Annotated in this window: 23 protein-coding genes; 8 read left to right on the top strand and 15 right to left on the bottom strand. The window is 65.7% G+C overall.

Annotated elements, in window-relative coordinates:
* Positions 1-50 precede the first annotated feature (50 nt).
* The 4 genes from rplT to hisN all read right to left on the bottom strand — a co-directional run bounded on the left by rplT (position 51) and on the right by hisN (position 1,898).
* Positions 51-416 carry a 50S ribosomal protein L20 gene (gene rplT, locus GGR90_RS05580; RefSeq protein ID WP_167920066.1) on the bottom strand — a complete coding sequence of 122 codons (366 nt, stop codon included), beginning with the start codon at positions 414-416 and terminating at the stop codon, positions 51-53.
* A 13-nt stretch (positions 417-429) separates the two neighbouring features.
* Positions 430-633, bottom strand: a complete 204-nt coding sequence (gene rpmI / locus GGR90_RS05575; RefSeq protein ID WP_167920064.1) for a 50S ribosomal protein L35 — start codon at positions 631-633, stop codon at positions 430-432.
* Between the two features lie 115 nt (positions 634-748).
* Positions 749-1,099 carry a GFA family protein gene (locus GGR90_RS05570; RefSeq protein WP_167920062.1) on the bottom strand — a complete coding sequence of 117 codons (351 nt, stop codon included), beginning with the start codon at positions 1,097-1,099 and terminating at the stop codon, positions 749-751.
* A gap of 16 nt (positions 1,100-1,115) precedes the next feature.
* Positions 1,116-1,898 carry a histidinol-phosphatase gene (gene hisN, locus GGR90_RS05565; RefSeq protein ID WP_167920060.1) on the bottom strand — a complete coding sequence of 261 codons (783 nt, stop codon included), beginning with the start codon at positions 1,896-1,898 and terminating at the stop codon, positions 1,116-1,118.
* A 118-nt stretch (positions 1,899-2,016) separates the two neighbouring features.
* On the opposite strand from hisN, the gene GGR90_RS05560 reads away from it, so the two are divergent.
* On the top strand, positions 2,017-2,559 hold the full coding sequence (locus GGR90_RS05560) for a TetR/AcrR family transcriptional regulator (protein WP_167920058.1): 543 nt from the start codon (positions 2,017-2,019) through the stop codon (positions 2,557-2,559).
* A gap of 6 nt (positions 2,560-2,565) precedes the next feature.
* Here the strand turns inward: GGR90_RS05560 and GGR90_RS05555 are convergent, their stop codons facing one another.
* The gene (locus GGR90_RS05555; RefSeq protein WP_167920056.1) at positions 2,566-3,501 is read right to left on the bottom strand and encodes a ribose-phosphate pyrophosphokinase; all 936 of its coding nucleotides are present in this window, start codon (positions 3,499-3,501) and stop codon (positions 2,566-2,568) included.
* 145 nt (positions 3,502-3,646) lie between these two features.
* Here GGR90_RS05555 and GGR90_RS05550 point away from each other — a divergent pair, with 145 nt between their 5' ends.
* From GGR90_RS05550 to rpmG, 4 genes are all read left to right on the top strand, one after another.
* Positions 3,647-5,308 (top strand): NAD+ synthase, encoded by a 1,662-nt coding sequence (locus GGR90_RS05550; RefSeq protein WP_167920054.1) that lies wholly within the window; start codon positions 3,647-3,649, stop codon positions 5,306-5,308.
* Between the two features lie 53 nt (positions 5,309-5,361).
* A complete protein-coding gene (locus tag GGR90_RS05545) occupies positions 5,362-6,681 on the top strand; it encodes a glutamate--tRNA ligase (protein WP_167920052.1) in 1,320 nt (439 codons plus the stop codon).
* A 232-nt stretch (positions 6,682-6,913) separates the two neighbouring features.
* Positions 6,914-7,651, top strand: a complete 738-nt coding sequence (locus GGR90_RS05540; protein ID WP_167920050.1) for an energy transducer TonB — start codon at positions 6,914-6,916, stop codon at positions 7,649-7,651.
* A gap of 218 nt (positions 7,652-7,869) precedes the next feature.
* On the top strand, positions 7,870-8,037 hold the full coding sequence (gene rpmG, locus GGR90_RS05535) for a 50S ribosomal protein L33 (RefSeq protein ID WP_167920048.1): 168 nt from the start codon (positions 7,870-7,872) through the stop codon (positions 8,035-8,037).
* Positions 8,038-8,165: 128 nt separating this feature from the next.
* Here the strand turns inward: rpmG and GGR90_RS05530 are convergent, their stop codons facing one another.
* Positions 8,166-9,161: a MipA/OmpV family protein gene (locus tag GGR90_RS05530; protein ID WP_167920046.1), complete on the bottom strand. Its 996-nt coding sequence runs from the start codon at positions 9,159-9,161 to the stop codon at positions 8,166-8,168.
* A gap of 223 nt (positions 9,162-9,384) precedes the next feature.
* On the opposite strand from GGR90_RS05530, the gene GGR90_RS05525 reads away from it, so the two are divergent.
* Genes GGR90_RS05525 through GGR90_RS05515 form a run of 3 tightly spaced genes read left to right on the top strand, consistent with a single transcriptional unit; the run spans position 9,385 to position 12,465 of the window.
* Positions 9,385-9,627: a hypothetical protein gene (locus tag GGR90_RS05525; protein WP_167920044.1), complete on the top strand. Its 243-nt coding sequence runs from the start codon at positions 9,385-9,387 to the stop codon at positions 9,625-9,627.
* Between the two features lie 46 nt (positions 9,628-9,673).
* The gene (gene dxs / locus GGR90_RS05520) at positions 9,674-11,602 is read left to right on the top strand and encodes a 1-deoxy-D-xylulose-5-phosphate synthase (protein ID WP_167920042.1); all 1,929 of its coding nucleotides are present in this window, start codon (positions 9,674-9,676) and stop codon (positions 11,600-11,602) included.
* The gene (locus tag GGR90_RS05515; protein ID WP_167920040.1) at positions 11,602-12,465 is read left to right on the top strand and encodes a restriction endonuclease; all 864 of its coding nucleotides are present in this window, start codon (positions 11,602-11,604) and stop codon (positions 12,463-12,465) included. The genes dxs and GGR90_RS05515 overlap by 1 nt, the downstream gene beginning before the upstream one ends.
* Positions 12,466-12,677: 212 nt before the next feature.
* On the opposite strand, the gene GGR90_RS05510 is transcribed toward GGR90_RS05515, so the two are convergent.
* The 9 genes from GGR90_RS05510 to purE form a co-directional block, all read right to left on the bottom strand.
* Positions 12,678-13,097 (bottom strand): DUF3035 domain-containing protein, encoded by a 420-nt coding sequence (locus GGR90_RS05510; RefSeq protein ID WP_167920038.1) that lies wholly within the window; start codon positions 13,095-13,097, stop codon positions 12,678-12,680.
* A gap of 27 nt (positions 13,098-13,124) precedes the next feature.
* A complete protein-coding gene (gene lspA / locus GGR90_RS05505; protein WP_167920035.1) occupies positions 13,125-13,646 on the bottom strand; it encodes a signal peptidase II in 522 nt (173 codons plus the stop codon).
* Positions 13,643-16,639 (bottom strand): isoleucine--tRNA ligase, encoded by a 2,997-nt coding sequence (ileS, locus tag GGR90_RS05500; protein ID WP_167920033.1) that lies wholly within the window; start codon positions 16,637-16,639, stop codon positions 13,643-13,645. The genes lspA and ileS overlap by 4 nt, the downstream gene beginning before the upstream one ends.
* Before the next feature lie 65 nt (positions 16,640-16,704).
* Positions 16,705-17,751, bottom strand: a complete 1,047-nt coding sequence (locus tag GGR90_RS05495) for a glycerophosphodiester phosphodiesterase family protein (protein ID WP_167920031.1) — start codon at positions 17,749-17,751, stop codon at positions 16,705-16,707.
* Positions 17,752-17,772: 21 nt separating this feature from the next.
* Positions 17,773-18,714: a bifunctional riboflavin kinase/FAD synthetase gene (locus GGR90_RS05490; protein ID WP_167920029.1), complete on the bottom strand. Its 942-nt coding sequence runs from the start codon at positions 18,712-18,714 to the stop codon at positions 17,773-17,775.
* Entirely contained in the window at positions 18,711-19,907 is a 1,197-nt protein-coding gene (locus GGR90_RS05485; protein ID WP_167920027.1) for a dipeptidase, read from the bottom strand. The genes GGR90_RS05490 and GGR90_RS05485 overlap by 4 nt, the downstream gene beginning before the upstream one ends.
* A gap of 3 nt (positions 19,908-19,910) precedes the next feature.
* Positions 19,911-20,399: a dihydrofolate reductase gene (locus GGR90_RS05480; protein ID WP_167920024.1), complete on the bottom strand. Its 489-nt coding sequence runs from the start codon at positions 20,397-20,399 to the stop codon at positions 19,911-19,913.
* 230 nt (positions 20,400-20,629) lie between these two features.
* Positions 20,630-21,736, bottom strand: a complete 1,107-nt coding sequence (locus GGR90_RS05475; RefSeq protein WP_245198399.1) for a 5-(carboxyamino)imidazole ribonucleotide synthase — start codon at positions 21,734-21,736, stop codon at positions 20,630-20,632.
* 5 nt (positions 21,737-21,741) lie between these two features.
* Complete coding sequence (gene purE / locus GGR90_RS05470) at positions 21,742-22,239, bottom strand: 5-(carboxyamino)imidazole ribonucleotide mutase (RefSeq protein ID WP_167920020.1); 498 nt, start codon at positions 22,237-22,239, stop codon at positions 21,742-21,744.
* Positions 22,240-22,365 lie beyond the last annotated feature (126 nt).

Genomic DNA, 22,365 nt, shown 5'->3' with positions numbered 1-22,365 from the left:
GGGCGGCCCCTCAGGACCGCCCTTGATCTCATTTGCCTTGGCTGAAAGCGTCAGGCCGCCTTGGGCAGCGCCGCCTTCGCCTGCGCGATGATCGCGGTGAACACGCCGCCTTCGTTCATCGCGAGGTCGGCCATGACCTTGCGGTCGAGTTCGATGCCGGCGAGCTTCACGCCGTGCATGAACTGCGAATAGGTCAGGCCTTCGGCGCGGACCGCGGCGTTGATGCGCTGGATCCAGAGAGCCCGGAAGCTCCGCTTCTTAACCTTGCGGTCGCGATAAGCATATTGGCCGGCCTTTTCGACCGCCTGCTTGGCGATGCGGATCGTGTTCTTGCGACGGCCATAATAGCCCTTCGCCTGATCCAATACGCGCTTGTGCTTGGCGCGCGTGGTGACGCCGCGTTTGATGCGTGACATGGTCTAGCGCTCCTTACTTCAGGCCGTAGGGCGCCCAGAGGCGCACATGGGCCACGTCCGAATCGCTGAGCACGCTGGTGCCGCGGTTGGTGCGGATATATTTTGCATTATGGCTGCTCAGGCGGTGGCGCTTGCCGGCGACGCCGTGCTTCACCTTGCCCGAGGCGGTGAATTTGAAGCGTTTCTTCACACCGCTCTTGGTCTTCATCTTGGGCATTTTGGTCTCCTTTGAAGTCCGTTTGCGTATCGGCCTGGCAGCCCTTTCAGCCAGCCGACACAATCGGAAGCGGGGCGCTTAGGTGGATTCGCCCGGAAATGCAAGCGATTCGGGATCAAAAACTCGCGCCGTCAACCTTCTGGATATTCAGCGCGTCGAGGTCGGCCGCGGGGACGCAGCGCAGGTTGACCGCCGCCATCTTCGCGCCGTCGGGGCCGGTGCCGACCGAAAAGCTCTGGCAGCCGCAGTCGGCGCAGAATTGATGGTCGATGTTGTGCTTGTTGAATTGATAGGATTTGAGCTTGTCGGCGCCGCTCTCCAGCCGGAACCGGTCGATGGGGACGAAGGTCAGGAGGAAGCCCTTGCGGCGGCAGTGCGAGCAGTTGCAGCTCATCGCCGTGTCGGGAATGTCACTCTCGACGCTGTAGGTCACCGCGCCGCAATGGCAGCTGCCTTCATATGCCATAATCGCTTCCTTCTCTTCAGTGGTGGCAGGCGAGCCCTTCGATCACATCTTCGAGCCGCGCGGGATCGCCCAAGGCGATGACATGGCCCGCGCTCTCGCTGTGCAGCGGGTCGCCGTTCCAGTCGCACATCGTCCCGCCCGCCCCTTCGACGATCGGCACCAGCGCGGCGAAGTCGTGGAGCTTGAGCCCCGCCTCGACGACCATATCGATATGGCCGCTCGCGAGCAGGCCGTAATTATAGCAGTCGCCGCCGAAGAGCATCCGCTTGTGCGACGTCTTCGCGGCGAGCGCCATGAAATGCTCGCCGTCATGGTCGCTGAAATATTGCGGGCCGGTCGTCGCGAGCACGGCATCGGACAGGTTGCGGCAGGCGCGCGTCGTCGCGGGCGCGCCATTGAATAAAGTCGGATGCCCCGCCGCGCCGACCCAGCGTTCGCCGGCGATCGGCTGGTCGATGATCCCGATCAAGGGCCAGCCGTCCTGCAGCAGCGCGATCAGCGTGCCGAAGATCGGGCGGCCCGCCATGAAGCTGACCGTGCCGTCGATCGGGTCGAGCACCCATTGGCGCGAAGCTTCGGGGCGCTCGGCGCCATATTCCTCGCCGATGATGCCATCGCGCGGCGCCTCGGCATCGAGCAGGCGGCGCATCGCGGCTTCGGCGGCGCGGTCGGCTTCGGTGACGGGCGAGGCGTCGGCCTTCGCTTCGTGGACCCAGTTGGAGCGAAAGAGCGGGCGGATCGCTTCGCCGGCGGCGTCGGCGAGGCGATGGGCGAGCGCGAGGTCAGAGGTGATCGACATGGCTTCGCGCTAGCCCAGCGCGCGCCGCACCGCCAGCCCATGCAAAGCTATTTGCGCCCTTCCGGGTCCCAATTTTATCGATTTTACAATTAAGATATAAATTGTAAAATCGCGCATTATGGCGGGCGATTTTCCTCTCGATCCGATCGTCGCGACTTTCGCGCGCTACGGGCCGCGCAAGGCATCGATGGAGGATGTCGCCGCGGCGCTCGGCGTCTCGCGCCAGGCGCTTTATCTGCGCTTCGGGTCGAAGGGCGCGCTGATCGATTGGGCGACCAGGGGCTTGGTCGATAGCTCGCTCGCGGCCGCGCTCGCCAGTATCGAACAGCCGGCGAAGACGCTTGCCGAGCGGCTGGCCGATGCGCTCGATGCGTGGGTGGGGCGGCATATGGCGGCGCTCCACGCCTCGCCGCATGGCGCCGAAATCATCGCGATGCTCCAGCGCGATCCGCCCGACGCGGCGCGCGCCACCGAACGGCGGCTGGTCGCCGCGATGGCCGAAGCGATCCGTTTGAGCGGCCCCGGCTCGGCGGTCGCGCGCGCGGGCAGCATGGCGCAGGCGCTGTGCTGGACGGCGCGCGGGCTGGTCCATGCCGTGCCCGATCACGCGAGTTTCCGGCGCCAGCTCGATTCTATCGTCGGCGCGCTGGTCGCGCGCTGACGCGGGTCAGTCGAACAGCGAGGAGACCGACGTCTCGTCGGCGATGCGCTTGATCGCTTCGCCGAGCAAGGGCGCGACGGTGAGCGCGCGGACCTTGCCGCTGTCGTTCACCGCGTCGGTCGGCTGGATCGAATCGGTGATGACGAGTTCGGTGAGCTCACTCGCATCGACGCGTGCGACCGCGCCGCCCGACAGCACGCCGTGGGTGCAATAGGCGACGACGCCCTCGGCGCCGGCGGCCTTGAGCGCGGCGGCAGCGTTGCAGAGCGTGCCCGCCGAATCGACGATGTCGTCGATCAGGATGCAGAAGCGGCCCGACACGTCGCCGATGATGTTCATCACTTCCGATTCGCCGGCGCGTTCACGCCGTTTGTCGACGATCGCGAGCGGGGCGTTGTCGAGGCGCTTGGCGAGCGCGCGCGCGCGCACGACGCCGCCGACGTCGGGCGAGACGACCATCAGATTCTTGCCGGCGAAGCGCGCCTGGATATCGGCGCTCATCACCGGCGCGGCATAGAGATTGTCGGTCGGGATGTCGAAGAAACCCTGGATCTGCCCGGCGTGCAGGTCGATCGCGAGCACGCGGTCGGCGCCCGAGGTCGTGATCAGGTTCGCGACGAGCTTCGCCGAGATCGGGGTGCGCGGACCGGGTTTGCGGTCCTGGCGCGCATAGCCGAAATAGGGAACGACCGCGGTGATGCGCTTCGCCGAGGCGCGGCGCAGCGCGTCGTTGATGATGAGCAGCTCCATCAGATTGTCGTTCGCGGGAAAGTTCGTTGGCTGGACGACGAAGACGTCCTGGCCGCGGACATTCTCGTGGATTTCGACGAAGACTTCCTCGTCGGCGAAGCGGCGCACGCTGGTGTCGGTGAGCGGCAGCTCGAGATAGTCCGCGATCGCGCGGGCCAGCGGCAGGTTGCTGTTGCCGGAGATGAGTTTCATGGGGTGCGAAGCCCTTTCGCGCGGGGTGGGATTGCGCGCCCCCTTAGCCAGCGCGGGAGAGAAGGGGAAGGGGTTAAAGCCACCGGGGGCGTTGCGGACATCGGTCTTCGGTTGAAATCGTCCGGCTTGCGCCTAAACCCGGCGCATGATCCAACAGCTCACCATCGTCCTGTCGCAGATGACGCAGGTCGTCGGCGACCTTGCCGCCAATGCCGACGCGATGCGTAGCGTTCGGGCGCGGCATAGGGGCGCCGACCTGATCCTCTATCCCGAATTCCAGCTGATCGGCTATCCGCCCGAGGATCTGGTGCTGAAGCCCGCGCTCGCCGAGCGCGCGGCGAAGCTCCTCGCCGAGCTGGCCGCCGAGACCGCCGACGGCGGCCCGGCGATGCTCGTCGGGTCGGTCGAGCGAGAGGGCGAAGACCTCTATAATATCGTCGCCTTGCTCGACGGCGGGAAAATCGTCGCGACGCGGCGCAAGCATGAACTCCCCAATTACGGCACCTTCGACGAGAAGCGCGTCTTCGTTCCCGGGCCGCTGCCCGACATCGTCGAATGGCGCGGGATCAAGCTCGGCCTGCCGATCTGCGAGGATGGCTGGCTGCCGACGGTGTGCCGGCATCTCGCCGCGCAGGGCGCCGAACTGCTGATCTCGCTCAACGGCAGCCCCTATGAAATCGACAAGGACGAGCGCCGGCTGACGCAGGTGTTCGCGAGCCGCGTTGCCGAAACCCAATTGCCGCTGATCTTCCTCAACCGCATCGGCGGGCAGGACGAGCTGGTGTTCGACGGCTGTTCGTTCGTGCTTAATGACGACGGGCAGGCCGCGCATCGGCTCGTCGACTGGGAAGCCGAGGAGCGCGTTACGCGCTGGACGAACGCGGGCGACGGACGCTGGAGGTGCGAACCCGGCGCGATCGCCGAATGGGAAGCGCATCCGGCCGACATCTATAGCGCGATGATCGTCAGCTTGCGCGACTATGTCGAGCGCAATCGCTTCCCCGGCGTCGTGCTCGGGCTGTCGGGCGGGATCGATTCGGCGATCTGCGCCGCGATCGCCGCCGACGCGCTCGGCCCCGACAAAGTCTGGTGCGTGATGCTGCCGAGCCGCTACACGAGCAAGGAAAGCCTGGACGATGCCGCTGAATGCGCGCGGATGATCGGATGCCGGCTCGACACGATCCCGATCGTGCCCGCGGTCGAGGCGTTCGACGCGATGCTCGCGGGCAGCTTTGCCGACAAGGACGTCGACATCACCGAGGAAAATGTCCAGTCGCGCATCCGCGGGGTGACGCTGATGGCGCTCAGCAACAAATTCGGCCCGATGCTGCTGACGACGGGCAACAAGAGCGAGATGAGCGTCGGCTATGCGACCATCTATGGCGATATGGCGGGCGGCTACAATCCGCTGAAGGACGCGTACAAAATGACGGTCTTCGCGATCGCCAAGTGGCGCAACGAAAATGTGCCGCGCCTGTCGCGCAACCGGGTGACCCCGGTGATGCCCGAAAATATCGTCACAAAGCCGCCGAGCGCCGAACTGCGCCCCGACCAGAAGGACGAGGACAGCCTGCCGCCTTATGCCGATCTCGACCGGATGCTGCATATGCTGGTCGAGGAAGAGGCGAGCGTCGACGATGTGGTCGCGCGTTACGGCTTCGACCGCGAGGTGGTAGCGCGGATCGAACGGCTGCTCATGCTCGCCGAATATAAGCGCCGGCAGGCGCCGCCGGGGGTCAAATTGTCGACGCGCAATTTCGGGCGCGACCGGCGCTATCCGATCACGCACGGGTTCAGGACGGGGTAGGGCGGCCGTCTAGCTCTATCGCGTCGCGGACGAATCCCGCTATAGGCGCCGGCATGACCGTCACGACCCGCTTCGCCCCCTCGCCCACCGGCAGCCTGCATGTCGGCAATGTCCGCACCGCGCTCCATAATTGGCTGTGGGCGCGCAAGCATGGCGGGCGCTTTCTGCTCCGCATCGACGATACCGACCTCGAGCGGTCGAAAGAAGAATATGTCGATGCGATTCGCGCCGACCTGGCCTGGCTCGGCCTCGACATCGACGGCGAGGAGCGCCAGTCGGCGCGTTTCGCGCTGTACGAGGGTGAGTTCGAGAAATTGAAGGCGGCCGGGCGCGTCTACGCCTGTTACGAGACGCCCGAGGAACTCGACATTCGCCGCAAGATATTGCTCTCGCGCGGGCTGCCACCGGTTTACGAGCGCAAGCCGGGCGATGCGCCGGTGCCCGAGGGCGTCGCACCGCATTGGCGCTTCCGGCTCGACCATGACGCCGCGATCGAATGGATCGACATGGTCCGGGGGCCGCAGCATTTCGAGCCGAAGACGATGTCCGACCCGGTGGTGCGGCGCGCCGACGGCAGTTGGCTCTATCTGCTGCCGAGCGTGATCGACGACATCGCGATGGGGATCAGCCATGTCGTGCGCGGTGAGGATCATGTGTCGAACACCGCGGTGCAGATCCAGATGTTCGCGGCGCTCGGCGAGGCGCCGCCCCACTTCGCGCATGAGGCGCTGCTCGTCGGGACCGAGGGCAAATTATCGAAGCGGCTGGGCTCGCTCGGCATGGCGAGCCTGCGCGCGGACGGGATCGAGCCGGTCGCGCTCGTCGCGCTGCTTGCGCGGCTCGGCACCAGCGATCCGGTCGAGCCGGTGACCGATGCGGCGCCGCTGATCGAGGGCATCGATTTCGCGCGCTTCGGCCGCGCCCCCGCGCGCTTTGACGAGGCCGAACTGGCGCTGCTGGGTCAAAAGATCCTCCATCACACCGATCATGCCGCGGTCGCCGAACGGCTGCCCGCCGCGATCGGCGAAGCGCGCTGGAACGCGATTCGCCCGAATTTGATGACGGTGGCCGAGGCGGCCGACTGGCTGCCGGTGTTCGATGGTCCCTTGGCGCCGCCGCCCGCCGATGCGGGCGACCGCGCGGTGCTCGCCGCCGCCGCCGCCGCCGCGCCGGGCATCGACTGGGCGAGCGACCCCTGGCACGCGCTGACCGGCGCGGTGAAGGCGGCGACGGGGGCCAAGGGCCGCGCGCTCTTCCTGCCGCTGCGCCGCGCGCTGACGGGGCGCGACCATGGGCCGGACATGGCGGAGTTGCTGCCGCTGATCGACAAGGACGAAGCGGTCGCGCGGCTGGCGGCGGCCGGGGGCTCATAACGAAAGCCATCATCGCGTCCGTGCGAAGGGCGGAAGCCCGTCACCCGATTTTGCGGCCAAGCCCGGCTGGTTGAAGATCAGCGGCGGGAGATGCGCCCCGTCTTCGCAGGGGAGCAGAGTCAAGTAATCGGCTTGACAAGCAGGTAACGTTATAACATCATTACTGCGTGACCGGGCTGATGGCGGCGGTCGACAGCCGCCCGGGCCGGGTCGACAGGCAAGGAGAGATGCCATGACCCTGATACCCCTGATTTCGGCGATTGTGGTCGCGCCCGAGGCGATAACGGCCCCGGCCACCGCCCCGGCACTGCAAACGCGCGGCAGCTATGGCGCCGGCCGAACCCATCACCCGTTCGCGGCGTTGTTCGCGGTGGGACTGCCCGCGGCGCTGGTCATTGCGGCGGCGCTGTCGCCGATGATCGTCGAGGATAAGCCGGCGACCGTCACGCCGCCGTGGACATCGATCACCTTGCCCAAGCCCACGCCACCCGAACCCCAGCCTGATCCCAAACCCCAAACACAGCAGCCGCAAACGCAATTTACCGCGCCGCCGAGCCCGCTGCCGACGGTGGTGCAGGACCCGCCCGAGGCGCCGCCGCTTCCGCCCTATGTCCCGCCCGCGGGGACGGGCACCGGGCCGTCGGTCCCGCTCGATCCGCCCGTCGCGCCGACCAAGCCGAAACTCGTGCTCGCCGACGTCGATCCGCGCTTCGCCGGCGCCTTTCAGCCCGAATATCCGGCGCGCGAGCAGCGCGGCGGGATCGAGGGCGCGGCGAAGGTCCGCGTGCTGATCGGCACCGACGGGCGCGTCAAGGCGGTCGAGCTGATCAGCGCCGACAGCCCCGCCTTTTTCGAGGCGACGAAGCGCCGCGCGCTCGCCAAATGGCGTTTCAAGCCCGCGACGCGCGGCGGGGTGCCCGAGGAAAGCTGGAAGGTGATGACCGTCCGCTTCGAGATAAGGAACGCCTGAGGACCCAACGGACCCCTCCGGGCGGGCGGCCGATCGTGCCGCCCGTCCTTCGCTTTCGCTTGACAGAAAGGCCGAATCCCGCCAAAGGCGCCCGGATATTGGAGGGCGGCGCCTCGCGCGGCGCCCTTTCATGTTTTTCACACCAACGTCGGGGCCCCTAGTCCCGCCGCATCCATCGGGCCTCCGGCGGATGTGCAGTCATTTCGAGGAACAGGGCCATGGCCAAGCCGACGACCGTCAAGATCAAGCTGGTGAGCACCGCCGACACGGGCTTTTTCTATGTCACGAAAAAGAACCCGCGCACGATGACCGAAAAAATGACGGTGCGGAAATATGACCCGCGTGTGCGCAAGCATGTCGAGTTCAAGGAAGCCAAGATCAAGTGACGTATCGACCCGTTCAGCAAGGCTGAACGGAACGGCGATGCGTCATCCCCGCGAAGGCGGGGATCCAGGGCGGCCAAGTGCCGCCCTTTTTTGCGTGTGTGGATGGGCGGCAGCTACCGCCGAAACCGTCAGAATTGATAGGCCAGCCCACCGCCGAAAAGCCATTGGTCGGCGCTGCCGACGTCCGCCACGATCGGCGATTTGGCGAAGCGCGAGGCGATACGGCCATATTGCGCGCCGCCGATCAGCGTGAAGCCCTTGCGCAAGTCGCCCGACAGCGCATAGGCACCCGCGATCCCCAGCGTATATTTGCCCGCGGTCGCCTTGCGCCCCGCGCCGTCATAGACGGGAAGCCCGCTCGCGGCGCTGTCTTCGGCGTCGATGTCGTAATAATAGCGGCCGAAACCCTTGCCGTAGAAATTCACCGACGCCGAGACGCCCAGATAGGCGCGCTTCGACAGCGGGCCGCCGTAATCGATCGTCGGCGAAGCGGTCCAGCTGCCGTGGCGGCCCGAAATATCCTTGGACGCCGACATGCGGAAGCCGATCTGGTCATATTTGCTGGTGAACACGCCGGTGTGACTGACCCCGGCGAACAGCCCCATTTCGACCGCGACCTTGCGCTTGCCGAGCGCCGCGACCTGCGGGTCGTCGATTTTGCCCGTGCGGTCGCCGCGCAGGCTGATCGTCGGGCCGAATTTGAGGTCGGTCCTTTGTCCGCGGCGCTGGCGGATCAGGTCGACCACGAGATTGGTGCCGCGGGTCGAAAAGGAAAAGCCGCTGACCCGCCCGCGAAAATAGAAGGCGGGCAGCGTGCGGCGATCGTCGGAGCCGTTATATTTCGGCGTGTTCAAGACGCCCACGGCGACCGCGAAATAGTCGCGCGACCATGTGCGGTCGGGATCGTCGTCCTGCGGCCGCGCGGGGGGCAGCAGGATATTCTCGTCGATCTCGGTGTTCTGGAAATGGGCGGCCGCCTGCTCATCGTCGCCGGTGATCAGCACCGTATCGGCACTGGTCGGCAGATCATAGGGAAGCGCGGCGTCTTCAGCCGCGGCAGGCGCGGCAAAACCGGCGAAGGCGAATAGAGCAAGAAGAGGAAGCGATCGGGCCGGACGGGCCAAGCGGAAAAACGAGGGCAAATCGGGCATAAATATCCGCCTATTATCTTTTGTTTTTACCCCTCCTTACGGGGGTGTAAGTAAACGGGGCGCCATTGCAACGGCTTCGTCTTGCCGAAGCGCGGATTTCGCCGCATGTGACATTCATGCACCAATGCTCCTTCGCCGCTTTCCTATTCCCCCGCAGCCTCATTGGTTCCCTTGGGCTGCCCGGGCTTTGGCGCGCATGAGCCGGATTCCGCGCCTGATCGGCTATGGCTTCATGGCGGCGGCCGCGCTGCTGGCGGCGGTGATGAAGAAGGAGGGGGTCGAGACGGTCGGACCCCTGCCCGCGGTCGCGGTCGCGCTGTTCCTCGGCATGGTCGGGGTGATGCTGGTCTTCACCGACCTGATGGTGCGCGGGCTTTACGCGCAGGTCGATACCGCGAAGCGGAGCGAGGAAGAGGGCGAGCGGAGCGAGCGCGACTGATCCCTTTTCGTTCGACACTATCGGCGGTTATCTTTATGATGGCGCGATGACCGATCGTCCGCATACGCCGCTGCTCGACACGGTGGATGTCCCCGCCGACCTCCGCAAGCTGAAGCCCGAAGACCTCCGCCAGTTCGCCGACGAATTGCGCGCCGAAATGATTTCGGCGGTGGGGACGACGGGCGGGCATCTGGGATCGGGACTCGGCGTCGTCGAGCTGACGACCGCGCTCCACTATGTGTTCGACACGCCGCGCGACAAGATCGTGTGGGACGTCGGCCACCAATGCTATCCGCACAAGATCATCACCGGGCGCCGCGACCGGATCCGGACCTTGCGGACCGGCGGCGGCCTTTCGGGCTTCACCAAGCGCAGCGAGAGCGAATATGACCCCTTCGGCGCGGCGCATTCGTCGACCTCGATCAGCGCCGCATTGGGCTTTGCGATCGCGAACAAGCTCAAGGACGAACCCGGCCGCGCGATCGCGGTGATCGGCGACGGGTCGATGTCGGCGGGCATGGCCTATGAGGCGATGAACAATGCGCAGCAGGCGGGCAACCGGCTGATCGTGATTTTGAACGACAATGACATGTCGATCGCGCCGCCGGTTGGGGGACTGTCGGCCTATCTGGCGAAGCTCGTGTCGTCGCGGCCGTTCGTCGAGCTGCGCGAGATCGCGCGGCGCTTCGCGCGCAAGCTGCCGCACCCGCTGCACAAGGCGGCGAAGAAGACCGACGAGTTCGCGCGCGGCATGGCGATGGGCGGGACGCTCTTCGAGGAACTCGGCTTCTATTATGTCGGGCCGATCGACGGGCATAATCTCGACCATCTGATCCCCGTGCTCGAAAATGTCCGCGACAGCGAGCATGGGCCGGTGCTGATCCACGCGGTGACGATGAAGGGCAAGGGCTATGCCCCGGCCGAGGCCGCCGCCGATAAATATCATGGCGTGCAGAAATTCGACGTCATCACCGGCGAACAGGCGAAGGCGCCGCCGGGGCCGCCCGCATATCAGAATGTCTTTGGCGAGACGCTCGCGAAGCTCGCCGACACCGACCAGCGCATCGTCGCGATCACCGCGGCGATGCCGTCGGGGACCGGGGTCGACAAATTCGCCAAGGCGCATCCCGACCGGAGCTTCGACGTGGGGATCGCCGAGCAGCATGCGGTAACCTTCGCGGCGGGGCTCGCCGCCCAAGGCATGCGGCCGTTCGCGGCGATCTATTCGACCTTCCTCCAGCGCGCTTACGATCAGGTCGTGCACGACGTCGCGATCCAGAATCTGCCCGTGCGCTTCGCGATCGACCGTGCGGGGCTGGTCGGGGCGGATGGGTCGACGCATGCGGGCTCGTTCGACGTCACGTATCTCGCGACCTTGCCCAACATGGTGGTGATGGCGGCGGCCGACGAGGCCGAGCTCGTCCATATGACCTATACCGCCGCCGAATATGACGACGGCCCGATCGCCTTCCGCTATCCGCGCGGCAATGGCACCGGAGTGGCGCTGCCCGCGGTCCCCGAGAAGCTGGAGATCGGCAAGGGGCGGGTCGTGCGGCAGGGCAAGACCGTCGCGATCTTCTCGCTCGGCACGCGATTGGCGGAGGCGCTCAAGGCCGCCGACACGCTCGAAGGGCGCGGGCTGTCGACGAGCGTGATCGACCTGCGCTTCGCCAAGCCGCTCGACGAGGAACTGATCCGCAAGACGCTGGCGAGCCACGAGGTCTGCGTGACGATCGAGGAAGGCAGCATCGGCGGCCTCGGCGCGCATGTGCTGACGCTCGCAAGCGACGAGGGGCTGATCGACGCGGGGCTGAAACTGCGCACGATGCGCCTGCCCGATATGTTCCAGGATCAGGACAAGCCCGAACTGCAATATGACGCGGCGGGCCTCAACGCGCCGCAGATCGTCGATACGGTGCTGAAGGCGCTGCGCCACAACAGCGCGGGGGTCGAGGAAGCAGGCGCGCGAGCGTGATGACCGTCGATGACTTGCCTAAGTATCACGAGTTTTTCCGGCCAACATTGATTGCCTTGGATGGGCTGGGCGGTTCAGCCTCGCTTGCCGAAAGCAACGATGCCGTGATGACGACGATGGCGTTAAATCCGGCGATGCTCGATGTCGAATATTCCAGCGGTCATGGCGCAGTACTGCCAGACCGAATGTCGTGGGCCCGCAGTTATCTGAAAGGCGCTGGTTATCTGAAATCAGGCGGGCGAGGGATATGGATACTTACAGACGAAGGTCGCGAGGCGGTCTCCATGACGGCTTCACAACTGAAAACAGATGTGCTCGCCAAAAACAAGGAGGTCGAGAAATCGGCTGCTGCGGGCGACGACACACCATCTACACCGCAGATCGGAAATCCTGAGGCCGAGTTTTTAGACTGGAAGGACCAGCTGCTGACTAAGCTGAAGTCGCTTGATCCTTCCGCGTTCGAACGCTTGTCTCAACGATTGCTTCGGGAGTCGGGCTTTGTAAAGGTTGAGGTCACCGGCAAGTCAGGCGACGGCGGCATTGATGGCACTGGCATTCTCCAGCTTAGCTTGATGAGCTTTCATGTGCTGTTTCAGTGCAAACGCTACCAGGGATCAGTTGGGGCTGGAGCCGTGAGGGACTTTCGAGGCGCGATGATGGGACGCACCGACAAGGGGCTCATCATTACAACCGGCACGTTCTCACCCGATGCTCGACGCGAAGCTACACGGGACGGAGCGCCGCCAATTGATCTCATCGACGGGGAAGCACTTTGCGAGAAGCTCAAGGAATTGGGGCTGGGTGTTGAAACGCGCATGGTAGAAGAGGTGGTGGTCAAACCGGATTGGTTTGGTCAGCTTTGATCGCATCGACCAACGCCGCTCGTGCTGAGCCTGTCGAAGCGCCGCTCTAGTCGGCCTCTCTTCATCATCGTCACCCCGGACTTGATCGGGGATCCGCGACTTCGGCGCGGCGGTGGACCCCGGATCAAGTCCGGGATGACAAAAGGAGGCGCAGCGGTGAAAAGAAAACGGCCTGCTTTGCTGGGCCGTCCTCAAAACTGGTCGAAGCGCGCTCAGGCGCCCGGGATCGCCGCCTGTGCGTCGCGGCCGTCGCCTTCGGGGGCGGCGAGGATGTCGCGGACGACGAGGCCTTTGTCGACGACCTGCGTGCCGGCGCTGCCGACCTCGCTGCGGATGCCGGGGTCGGCGCGCGCGCCGTCGGCGGCGCCGATGATCTGCGTCTCGCTCGCGCTGCGCTGCGACGCGCCGCCGAAGAGCGCGCGCAGCGTCTGTTCGGCGGTCGATTCGCCGCCGGGGCGCGCGGTGCCGGGGGCGGGCGGGGTCAGCGCGAAATCGGGCGGCACGACGAGCGGCGCCTGACGCGACACCATCATCTCGTCGGGACGGTCGCGGCTGAACAGGCTGTTCGACCCGCAGGCCGACAGGGTGGTGGCGACGATCGAGGCGGCCAGGATGGCGGTGGTCCGGTTCACTTTAAACATACTCCCAATGCGCCCCGTTTATTCGGCGGACGGGCTGGCGTCCGCGTTCCCGGCCTTTTCGCCCAAGAGCAGCGCGCGCGCAACCAGCAAAAGCACGCCGAGCGTGATGCACGCATCGGCGACGTTGAAGATCATGAAGGGGCGGAAATCGCCGAAATGCAGGTCGGCGAAATCGACGACATAGCCGAAGCGCACGCGGTCGACGATATTGCCGAGCGCACCGCCGAGGATCATCGCGAGCGCGATCACGTCGCCCTTCGCCTGTTCGCGCGTCATCCAGAAGGCGACAGCGGCGGCGACGATTCCCGTCACCGCGACGAGCGTCCAGCGCGTCGTGTCGGTGCAGCTCGCGAACATCGACAGCGAAATCCCGCAATTCTCCGCCCAGGTCAGGTTGAAGAAGCTCGCGAGCTCGATCTGCCCCTTGGGTTCGAGCGACAGCGGGACGGTGACGACCCATTTGACGATCTGGTCGAGGATGAAGGCCAAGGCGGCGAAAATCAGGCCGAAGCGCAGATAGGGCGAACGTGTGCTGCTCATGCCGAGGTCAATACCGTGTCGCAGCGATTGCACAAGCTGCCGTCGGTTTCGACCTCGGGCAGATGGCGCCAGCAGCGTCCGCATTTGTGGTTTTCGGTGCGCTTCACGTCCCAATCGCCCCGATGGACGGACGAGGTGATGAAGATTTCCTCGAAATCGACATCGCCGCCTTCATTCGGAAGCCAGACTTCGGCTTCGAGGCTGGAACGAATGATTTTCTCGCGGCGCAGCGGTTCGATACGTTCGGTGACAAGCGCGCGGGTTTCGCGGATTTGCGCCCACTTTTCCGTCAATGCCGTGTCCCCGCGAAGGCGGGGGCCCATCTCCGGTGGGTTCGAACTTGCACCGGCGGGTGATGGACCCCGGCCTTCGCCGGGGTGCAGGAGGGTTTCGATTTCCGGCCACTCCAGCAGATGCACGCTGCCGGCACCGGGATAGCGCGTCCCCCACACCTCTTCGCTGGTGAACACCAGCACCGGCGCGGCGTAGCGGACGAGGGCGTGGAACAGGGTGTCGAGCACGCTGCGGTAGGCGCGGCGGGTGTCGGTGCCGAGCGGCGCGGCGCGGCCGAGGTCGCAGTAGAGGACGTCCTTGCGGATATCGAAATAGAAGGCCGAGAGGTCTTCGTTGCAGAAATCGGCAAGCAGGCGCGTGTAGCTGTTATAGTCGAAATCATCGACCGCGCGGGCCAGCTTCGCGTCGAGATCGGCGAGCAGGCTCAGCATATAGCGTTCGAGCTCGGGCATGGCCGTGACGTCGGTGATGCGTTCCTCTTCGGTAAAGCCGTCGAGCGCGCCCAAGAGGTAGCGGAAGCTGTTGCGCAGCTTGCGATACTGGTCGGCGACTCCGGTCAGGATTTCCTTGCCGATGCGGTGATCCTCGGTGAAGTCGACGCTCAGCGCCCAGAGGCGGAGGATATCGGCGCCATAGTCGCGCATCAGGTCGATCGGGCTGATCGTGTTGCCGAGCGACTTCGACATTTTGAAGCCCTTGCTGTCCATCGTGAAGCCATGGGTCAGCACCGCCTTGTACGGCGCCTGTCCGCGCGTGCCGCAGCTTTCGAGCAACGATGACTGGAACCAGCCGCGATGCTGGTCGCTGCCTTCGAGATAGAGGTCGGCACTGTGGGTCGAGCCGTCGTGGCGGACGAGCGCGGGCCAGCGGCCGCTTTCAAGGACGAAGGCGTGGGTGCAGCCCGAATCGAACCAGACGTCGAGAATGTCGACGATGCGCTCGTAATCGGCGGCGTTATATTTATCGCCAAGATATTCCTGCGCGCGCGCGTCGTTCCATGCGTCGACGCCGCCTTCGCGGACGGCTGCCACGATGCGATCATTGACGACCGGGTCGTTCAGATAATGGCCGGTCTTGCGGTCGACGAAGAGCGTGATCGGCACGCCCCACGCGCGCTGACGGCTCAGCACCCAGTCGGGGCGGTCCTTGACCATCGATCCGATACGGTTGCGGCCCTTTTCGGGGACGAAGCGCGTGCGATCGATCGCGTGCATTGCGGCCTGACGCAGCGTCGGCGCGTCGCAAAGGCCTTCCTCGGCGGGGTTGATCGCGCCGCCTTCGGACTCCCAGCGCTGCTCGCGCGGCGCCTTGGGCTCGATATGCGTCATCACCTTGTCCATCGGCACGAACCATTGCGGTGTGCAGCGATAGATGACCTTGGCCTTCGAGCGCCAGCTGTGCGGATAGCTGTGCTTGTAGTCGGCGCTGGCCGCGAGGAGCGCGCCGGCTTCGCGGAGGTCGGTGCAGATCGGGCCGTCGGGGGCGTTGAACTTGGGATTGATCACCGATCCCTGACCGCCGAGCCAGCCCCAGTCCTCGCGATATTTGCCGTCGCCCTCGACCGCGAAGACGGGGTCGAGCCCGTTCGCCTTGCACAGGTCGAAATCATCCTCGCCATGGTCGGGCGACATATGGACGAGCCCGGTGCCGCTGTCGGTGGTGACGAAATCGCCCGCGAGGAAGGGACGCGGGCGCGCGAAGAAGCCGCCGAGCGCGTGCATCGGGTGGCGGGCGATGGTTCCGGCGAGATCGGAGCCTTTGTAGATCGTTACCTTGGTCTCGCCACTCGGAGGTGCGCCACTGCCTCGTTCATTGGCGCCGGTGCGCAGCGACAGCCCGTAGCAGAGATCCTCGGCGACCAGATATCTGCGGTCGCCGTGATGGATCAAAACATATTCAATGTCGGGTCCATAAGCGATCGCCTGGTTGACCGGGATCGTCCACGGCGTCGTCGTCCAGATCACCGCGTAAGCGCCGACCAGCTCCTTGATCGGGCTCTCGACGATCTCGAACGCGACATCGATCTGGGTCGAGACGATGTCCTCATATTCGATCTCGGCTTCGGCGAGCGCGGTCTTTTCGACCGGCGACCACATCACCGGCTTGGCGCCGCGATAGAGCATGTCGTTCGCGGCGAATTTGAGCAGTTCGCGGACGATCGTCGCCTCGGCCTCATAATCCATCGTGAGGTACGGATGGTCCCAGTCGCCGCCGATGCCGAGGCGCTTCAGCTGTTCGCGCTGCGTGTCGACCCAATGCTGCGCATAGGCGCGGCATTCGGCGCGGAATTCCTCGACCGGAACCTCGTCCTTGTTGAGTTTTTTCTTGCGATACTGCTCCTCGACCTTCCACTCAATGGGGAGGCCGTGGCAGTCCCAGCCGGGCACATAAGGCGCGTCCTTGCCCTTCAACGTCTGGGTGCGGACGACCATGTCCTTGAGGATATGGTTGAGCGCATGGCCGATGTGCATGTCGCCATTCGCGTAAGGAGGTCCGTCGTGGAGGATGAACTGGTCGCGGCCGCGGCGCGCTTCGCGAATCTGCCCTTCGAGATTGCCCTCGAGCCATTTGGCGAGAATTGCCGGCTCCTTCTGCGGCAGGCCGGCCTTCATCGGGAAGTCGGTCTTGGGCAGGAAGACGGTGTCGCGATAATCGCCAGTTTCTTTGGCGCGCTGCTCGGAGGAGGGCGTGTCGGTCATGGTGGCGGCGCTTAGCGCAGATTTACGCGGGCGCAAAGCTCCCTCTCCCCCAAGGGGAGAGGGTTTTACTTCTGCCGCGGCCGCAGCGCCGGGCCGACCTCGCGGATGTCCTCGACCCAGATATAGCCGTTGAAGCTCGCGGGCACTTTGGCGAGTTGTTGGGGCGTGGTGAGGCCTTCGTTCGACTTGCCCTTTTCATAGGGGCCGAAGACGATCACGCGCGCGCCGACGCTGTCCATGCGGGCGATCAGCCGGTCGGGCCAGCCCCAGAAGGCCCATTGGTAATTGATCGGGATCGCGAGCACGCCGTTCCGGCAGCTTTCGGGCACGATGCCGGTCCAGCCATATTTCACATAGTCCTTCGAACAGGCCAGCGCCTCGCGCCGCAGATCGAACGACCAATTGTTTGGCAGCAGTTCGCGCATCCGCTTCACCGGGCGTTCGGCGCCATAGAAAGCGTCGCCGATCTTCGCACTGTTCCGGCCCGATGCGTTCAGGATTGCGAAGAGCTGGTCGGCCTCGCGCGCATCCTTCGACTTGAAGTTGAACAGGATCGGGTGGACAGGAAGCGCCGCAAGGCCTTCCTCGACGGTCGGCATCTTGCCTATGCCCTTGCCGCGCAGGGGAAAGGTCTTGCCGCCGTCGGCGGTGTAGCCGTAACCGATGTCGAGCGCCTTGAGCTCCGCCAGCGTCAAATCGCGCGTCTCGCCCTTGCCATCGGTGCGGCAGTCGACGGTCCAGTCGTGGAACAGGACCATGCGTCCGTCCTTCGTCGGCGCGACGTCGACCTCGACCATCGCGGCGCCGAGCCCGACCGCCCAGCGCATCGATTCGGGGGTGTTTTCGAACACGTCGTGCGTGGGCGGGTAGGCGTGCGCGGCGGTGCAGGTATCGCGGCCGGCGGCGGCGCGCTTGTCATAGAGGTGATAGACGCCGCGGTGCGCGATGAGCTTGGGCTTGCCCACGGGATCGGGAGCGAGGAAGCTCGCGTTCGACAGCGTGAGCCACGCGACGAGCGCGGCGAAGAGCCAGAGCAGGATCTTCGTGCGGCGCTTCATCGGCTTTTTCGGCGGGCCCTCGAGGGCCGATGCCCAATCGTCGGTATCGGTCATCCATCCCCCCTTTCATCATGATTACAATTCGGCCAGCAACCGCCTCGCTTCTTCGCAATCGGCCGCGATCTGCGCCATCAGCGCGTCCATGTCGTCGAACTTCGCCTCGGGCCGGATGAAGGCGTGGAAGGCGACGTCGATTTCCTGCCCATAGAGATCCTCGGCGAAGTCGAAGAAATGCGGTTCGAGCAGTTCCTTCGGCGGGTCGAAGCTCGGACGGATGCCGAAGTTGGCGGCGCCCTTCAGGAGGCGGCCCCCCGGACCCTCGCTCAGCAGGCGGCCGGTCACCGCGTAGATGCCGTAGCGCGGGCGCAGATATTGCCCCATTTCGAGGTTGGCGGTCGGAAAGCCGAGCAGCCGGCCGTTCTTGTCGCCATGCTGGACGGTGCCGCGCACGGTGAAGGGGCGCGTGAGGAGGCGCGCAGCGGTTTCGCAGTCGCCCGTTTGGAGGGCTTCGCGGATGCGGCTCGATGAGATCACTTCTTCGGCGTCGCCCAACGGCGCGACCATTTCGGTGAAGAAGCCGAGGCGGCGCGCATGGTCGGCGAGCGTCACGACATCGCCGCCGCGGCCCTTGCCAAAGACGAAGTCGGCGCCGGTCACCACGCCCGCGGCGCCGTAGCGATCGAGCAGCAGCTCGGTGATGAAATCCTCCGCCGTCGTGCCCGCGAGCGCGGCGTCGAAGGGCAGCACGAGCATCGCGTCGGCGCCCGCGGTGGCGAACAGCTCCTGCCTTTGATCGAGCGTGGTCAGGCGGAAGGGCGGGACGCCGGGTTTGAAGAAGCGCACCGGATGCGGGTCGAAGGTCGCGACGATCGCCGGAAGCCCCTCGTCCTTCGCATGATGGACCGCGCGCCCGACAACCGCCTGATGCCCGGCGTGAAAGCCGTCGAAATTGCCGAGCGCGATCACCCCGCCGCGCAAGGGCCCTTCGATGCGGTTATGGCCGTCGAGACGGATCATAATATCACCGCGGGACGACGCGGTTCCTTCCGCCAGGCGATACCGGCGCGCAGCACGCGGATCGCGTTGCCACCCATCGCGGCGCGGATTTCGTCGTCGCTGAACCCCGCGTCGAGCAGCGCCTGCGTCACCTGCACCAGCTTCGACGTGTCGAAGCGCACGGTGGTCGCGCCGTCATAGTCGCTGCCGAGCGCGACATGCTGGATGCCGACGAGGTCGCGGACATGCTTCATCGCCTTCGCGATGCTCGCGGGCGAGGTGTCGCACACCGCGGCGTCCCAATAGCCGATGCCCACGAGGCCGCCGGTCGCGGCCAGCCCACGGATCTGCTCGTCGGAAAGGTTGCGGTTGACCTTGCACGTCGCCTGCACGCCGCCGTGGCTCGACACGACGGGGCGGCGCGCGATCTTGAGGATGTCGGCGACGCAGGCGCTCGAGCAATGCGCGATGTCGACGATCATGCCCTTGGCTTCCATCGTCTCGACCACCTGCCGTCCGAGCGGGGTGAGCCCGCCCTTCTTCAGACCGTGCATCGATCCGGCGAGATCATTGTCGAAGAAATGGGTGAGCCCCGCCATGCGGAAGCCCGCGTGGTAGAGCCGGTCGAGGTTGGCGAGCTTGCCTTCGAGGCCGTGCAGCCCCTCGATGCTGAGCATCGCGCCGACCGGCACCGCTTTGCCGCGGCGCGCGGCGAGCAAGGCGTCGATATCCCCGGGCGCATCGACCGCGCGCAGCTCGCCCGCCGATGCGGCAACCGCGCGGTGGAGCTTTTCGGCGTGCCAGAGCGAGCGTTCGAGCAGCGAGTTCCACGTCCGCACCGGCTGGAGCTGCGCGATCACGAGGCTGGTGATATTGTCGGTGTCGCCGCTGTTGGCGTCGTAATTCTGACCCTTCGGCGATTTGGTCGTGCTGGCGAGGATTTGCAGCGCGACATTGCCGTCCTCGAGCCGTGGCAGGTCCATATGGCCGCGCTCGGCGCGGTCGAGGATGTCGCGCTTCCACAGCAAGGTGTCGCTGTGGAGGTCGACGATCGTCAACGTCCGGTGCAGCGCCTTGGCGCGTTCGCTGACGGCCGGCAGCGGTTTGCCATCGATCTTGTTCATCCCGCGCTCGATGATACCGGGGGCGAGGGCGAAGAAAGCGAGCGCCCCGACCGCGACGACGAGCAGGATACCGAGAATCCAGCGACGCATCGGCTATGCCCTTGTCAGCGTGACGAAGCTGTAGGCAGGGCGCCCCGCGTCGTCAGCCGGATGATCCTCGCGCGCGACTTCGCGCCACGCCGCGGCGGGATAGTCGATCACCGCATCGCCCTTCGGCTCAAGCGCGACTTCGGTGAGTTCGATGCGGTCGGCGATGGGCAAGAACAGGCGATAGATTTCGGCGCCGCCGATCACCATGACATGCGGGGCGTTGGCGAGTTTGAGCGCCTCCTCGATCGTCGCCACCGGCTCGGCGCCCTCGTCCTGCCAGTCGGGGTCGCGGGTGAGGACGATGTGGCGGCGCCCTTCGAGCACCGCGGGCAGGCTGTCGAAGGTCTTGCGCCCCATGATCATCGGGCGCCCCATCGTGATCTGCTTGAAGCGGCGGAGGTCGGCGGGCAGGTGCCACGCCATCTTGCCGTCGGCGCCGATCACGCCATTGGCGGCGCGGGCGAGGATCAGCGTGATTTCGGGACGATTCATAAGGGTCCGTACTCGATTGCAGCAGCGTCGAGGCGCTCAAATGGCGAACAGATCGAGCCGAAAGACGCGCCGGGAAGGCTGGTTGCCTTTCCAAGCGACTTTCGGGCCGAGATGGAAGCCATTTGAGCGTCCCGAAGGGGTTTGATCAAAATGGCCCAGTGCTTCGTCGAGAAGCCTTGAAATATCGGCATATGTCTGCGCCTTCTCTCCTCGCACTGGGCCATTTTGCTTCAAACCTCGACGCTGCTGCAATCGAGTACGGACCCTTTGGGAGAGGCTCCGACCCAGGTGGCGTGGCCGAGTTTGCGCCCCTCGCGCACCTCGGCCTTGCCGTAATGATGGAGGTGGCACGCGGGATCGGCGAGCAGATCGGGGACCGTTTCGATCCCGCCGCCGATCAGATTGTGCATGACGACGGGCAGCGCGGCGGTCGCGGTGCTGCCGAGCGGCAGGCCGGCGACGGCGCGGATGTGATTTTCGAACTGGCTGACGATCGCACCCTCGATCGTCCAGTGGCCGCTGTTGTGGACGCGCGGCGCCATCTCGTTGAACACGGGTCCCTCTTCCGTCGCGAAGAATTCGCCCGTCAGGACGCCGACATAGTCGAGTTCGTCGGCGATCTTCGCCATCAGCGCGCGTGCCTCGTCCTGCTGGTCGAAGATGATTTGCGGCGGCGGCAGGCTCGACGTCGCGAGGATGCCGCCCTCGTGGACATTGGCGGGCGAGTCCCAGAAGCGGACTTCGCCGTCGATGCCGCGCACGAGGATCACCGAAAATTCGTGCGCGAAGGTCACGAAGCCTTCAAGCACCGCGGGATGACGGCCGATCGTTTCCCATGCCGCGTCGGCGTCGGCGGACGTCCTGAGGCGCGCCTGCCCCTTGCCGTCATAGCCCATGCGCACCGTCTTGAGGATCGCGGGTGCGCCGACCTGTTCGAGCGCGGCATCGAGCGCGGCGCGGTCGGGCACTGCCGCGAAAGGCGCGGGGCGGCCGCCGAGGCCGGCGACGAACGTCTTTTCCTCCAGCCGGTCCTGCGCGATTTTCAGTCCCGCGACGCCGGGGCGCACCGCGACATGGCCTGACAGGAAGCGCAGCGTGTCGACGGGCACATTTTCGAATTCATAAGTGACGACGTCGCACGCCGCGGCAAAGGCGGCGAGGCGGGGTTCGTCGTCCCATGCCGCCTGGCTGTGGTGCGCGGTCACCTCGGCCGCGACGCTTGTCGCGTCGGGGGCATAGATATGCACCTTGTAACCGAGCTGCGCGGCGGCGACCGCGAGCATGCGGCCGAGCTGGCCGCCGCCCAATATGCCGATCGTCGAACCGGGAGGGAGCAAGATGGTCAGCCCTCGCGAACGGGAATGGGCGCGACGCCGTTCGTCTGCGCCTCGCGCCATCCAACGAGCTTCTCCGCGAGGCCCGCGTCCTCGTTCGCGAGCAGCGCGGCGGCGAAGAGGGCGGCGTTGGTCGCGCCCGCCTTGCCGATCGCGAAGGTTGCGACGGGAATACCGCCGGGCATCTGGACGATCGAATAGAGGCTGTCGACGCCGTTCAAGGCCGCCGACTGGACGGGCACGCCGAGAACGGGAACGCGCGTCATCGAGGCGACCATGCCGGGCAGATGCGCCGCGCCGCCGGCGCCCGCGATGATCGCCTTCAGCCCGCGCTCGGCTGCGCCCTTGGCATAGGCGACGAGGCGGTCGGGGGTGCGGTGCGCCGAGACGATCTGCACCTCGTGCGCGATGCCGAATTCCTCGAGAAGCTGGACCGCGTGCGCCATCGTCGGCCAGTCCGACTGGCTGCCCATGATGACACCGACTTGCGGCGCGCTATCGCCCATCACCCTATCCCTCCTGCGGGCCGCGATGAATCGCCGCCGCCTTCCCCCTAGCGACTGCGCGGCGCGCGGGCAACGGCGCGCATTTGATGTCTCCCGCGTTTACCGATTGGTATCAAGTCGCGGCTA

The sequence above is a fragment of the Sphingopyxis italica genome (assembly GCF_011926545.1).
Taxonomy (GTDB): domain Bacteria; phylum Pseudomonadota; class Alphaproteobacteria; order Sphingomonadales; family Sphingomonadaceae; genus Sphingopyxis; species Sphingopyxis italica.
Note: the sequence above shows the minus strand (reverse complement) of the source record. Positions and strands in the feature narration are given on the sequence as shown.

Bases quoted from the DNA above. Each gene is read 5' to 3' on its own strand.
- rpmG (WP_167920048.1), top strand. From the start codon at position 7,870: ATGGCCAAGCCGACGACCGTCAAGATCAAGCTGGTGAGCACCGCCGAC.
- purE (WP_167920020.1), bottom strand. From the start codon at position 22,239: ATGGGCGATAGCGCGCCGCAAGTCGGTGTCATCATGGGCAGCCAGTCG.
- GGR90_RS05525 (WP_167920044.1), top strand. From the start codon at position 9,385: ATGAGCCGGATTCCGCGCCTGATCGGCTATGGCTTCATGGCGGCGGCC.
- GGR90_RS05490 (WP_167920029.1), bottom strand. From the start codon at position 18,714: ATGATCCGTCTCGACGGCCATAACCGCATCGAAGGGCCCTTGCGCGGC.
- GGR90_RS05540 (WP_167920050.1), top strand. From the start codon at position 6,914: ATGACCCTGATACCCCTGATTTCGGCGATTGTGGTCGCGCCCGAGGCG.
- GGR90_RS05560 (WP_167920058.1), top strand. From the start codon at position 2,017: ATGGCGGGCGATTTTCCTCTCGATCCGATCGTCGCGACTTTCGCGCGC.
- GGR90_RS05485 (WP_167920027.1), bottom strand. From the start codon at position 19,907: ATGCGTCGCTGGATTCTCGGTATCCTGCTCGTCGTCGCGGTCGGGGCG.
- GGR90_RS05480 (WP_167920024.1), bottom strand. From the start codon at position 20,399: ATGAATCGTCCCGAAATCACGCTGATCCTCGCCCGCGCCGCCAATGGC.
- dxs (WP_167920042.1), top strand. From the start codon at position 9,674: ATGACCGATCGTCCGCATACGCCGCTGCTCGACACGGTGGATGTCCCC.
- lspA (WP_167920035.1), bottom strand. From the start codon at position 13,646: ATGAGCAGCACACGTTCGCCCTATCTGCGCTTCGGCCTGATTTTCGCC.
- GGR90_RS05570 (WP_167920062.1), bottom strand. From the start codon at position 1,099: ATGGCATATGAAGGCAGCTGCCATTGCGGCGCGGTGACCTACAGCGTC.
- GGR90_RS05515 (WP_167920040.1), top strand. From the start codon at position 11,602: ATGACCGTCGATGACTTGCCTAAGTATCACGAGTTTTTCCGGCCAACA.
- GGR90_RS05495 (WP_167920031.1), bottom strand. From the start codon at position 17,751: ATGACCGATACCGACGATTGGGCATCGGCCCTCGAGGGCCCGCCGAAA.
- rplT (WP_167920066.1), bottom strand. From the start codon at position 416: ATGTCACGCATCAAACGCGGCGTCACCACGCGCGCCAAGCACAAGCGC.
- rpmI (WP_167920064.1), bottom strand. From the start codon at position 633: ATGCCCAAGATGAAGACCAAGAGCGGTGTGAAGAAACGCTTCAAATTC.
- hisN (WP_167920060.1), bottom strand. From the start codon at position 1,898: ATGTCGATCACCTCTGACCTCGCGCTCGCCCATCGCCTCGCCGACGCC.
- GGR90_RS05545 (WP_167920052.1), top strand. From the start codon at position 5,362: ATGACCGTCACGACCCGCTTCGCCCCCTCGCCCACCGGCAGCCTGCAT.
- GGR90_RS05555 (WP_167920056.1), bottom strand. From the start codon at position 3,501: ATGAAACTCATCTCCGGCAACAGCAACCTGCCGCTGGCCCGCGCGATC.
- GGR90_RS05550 (WP_167920054.1), top strand. From the start codon at position 3,647: ATGATCCAACAGCTCACCATCGTCCTGTCGCAGATGACGCAGGTCGTC.
- ileS (WP_167920033.1), bottom strand. From the start codon at position 16,639: ATGACCGACACGCCCTCCTCCGAGCAGCGCGCCAAAGAAACTGGCGAT.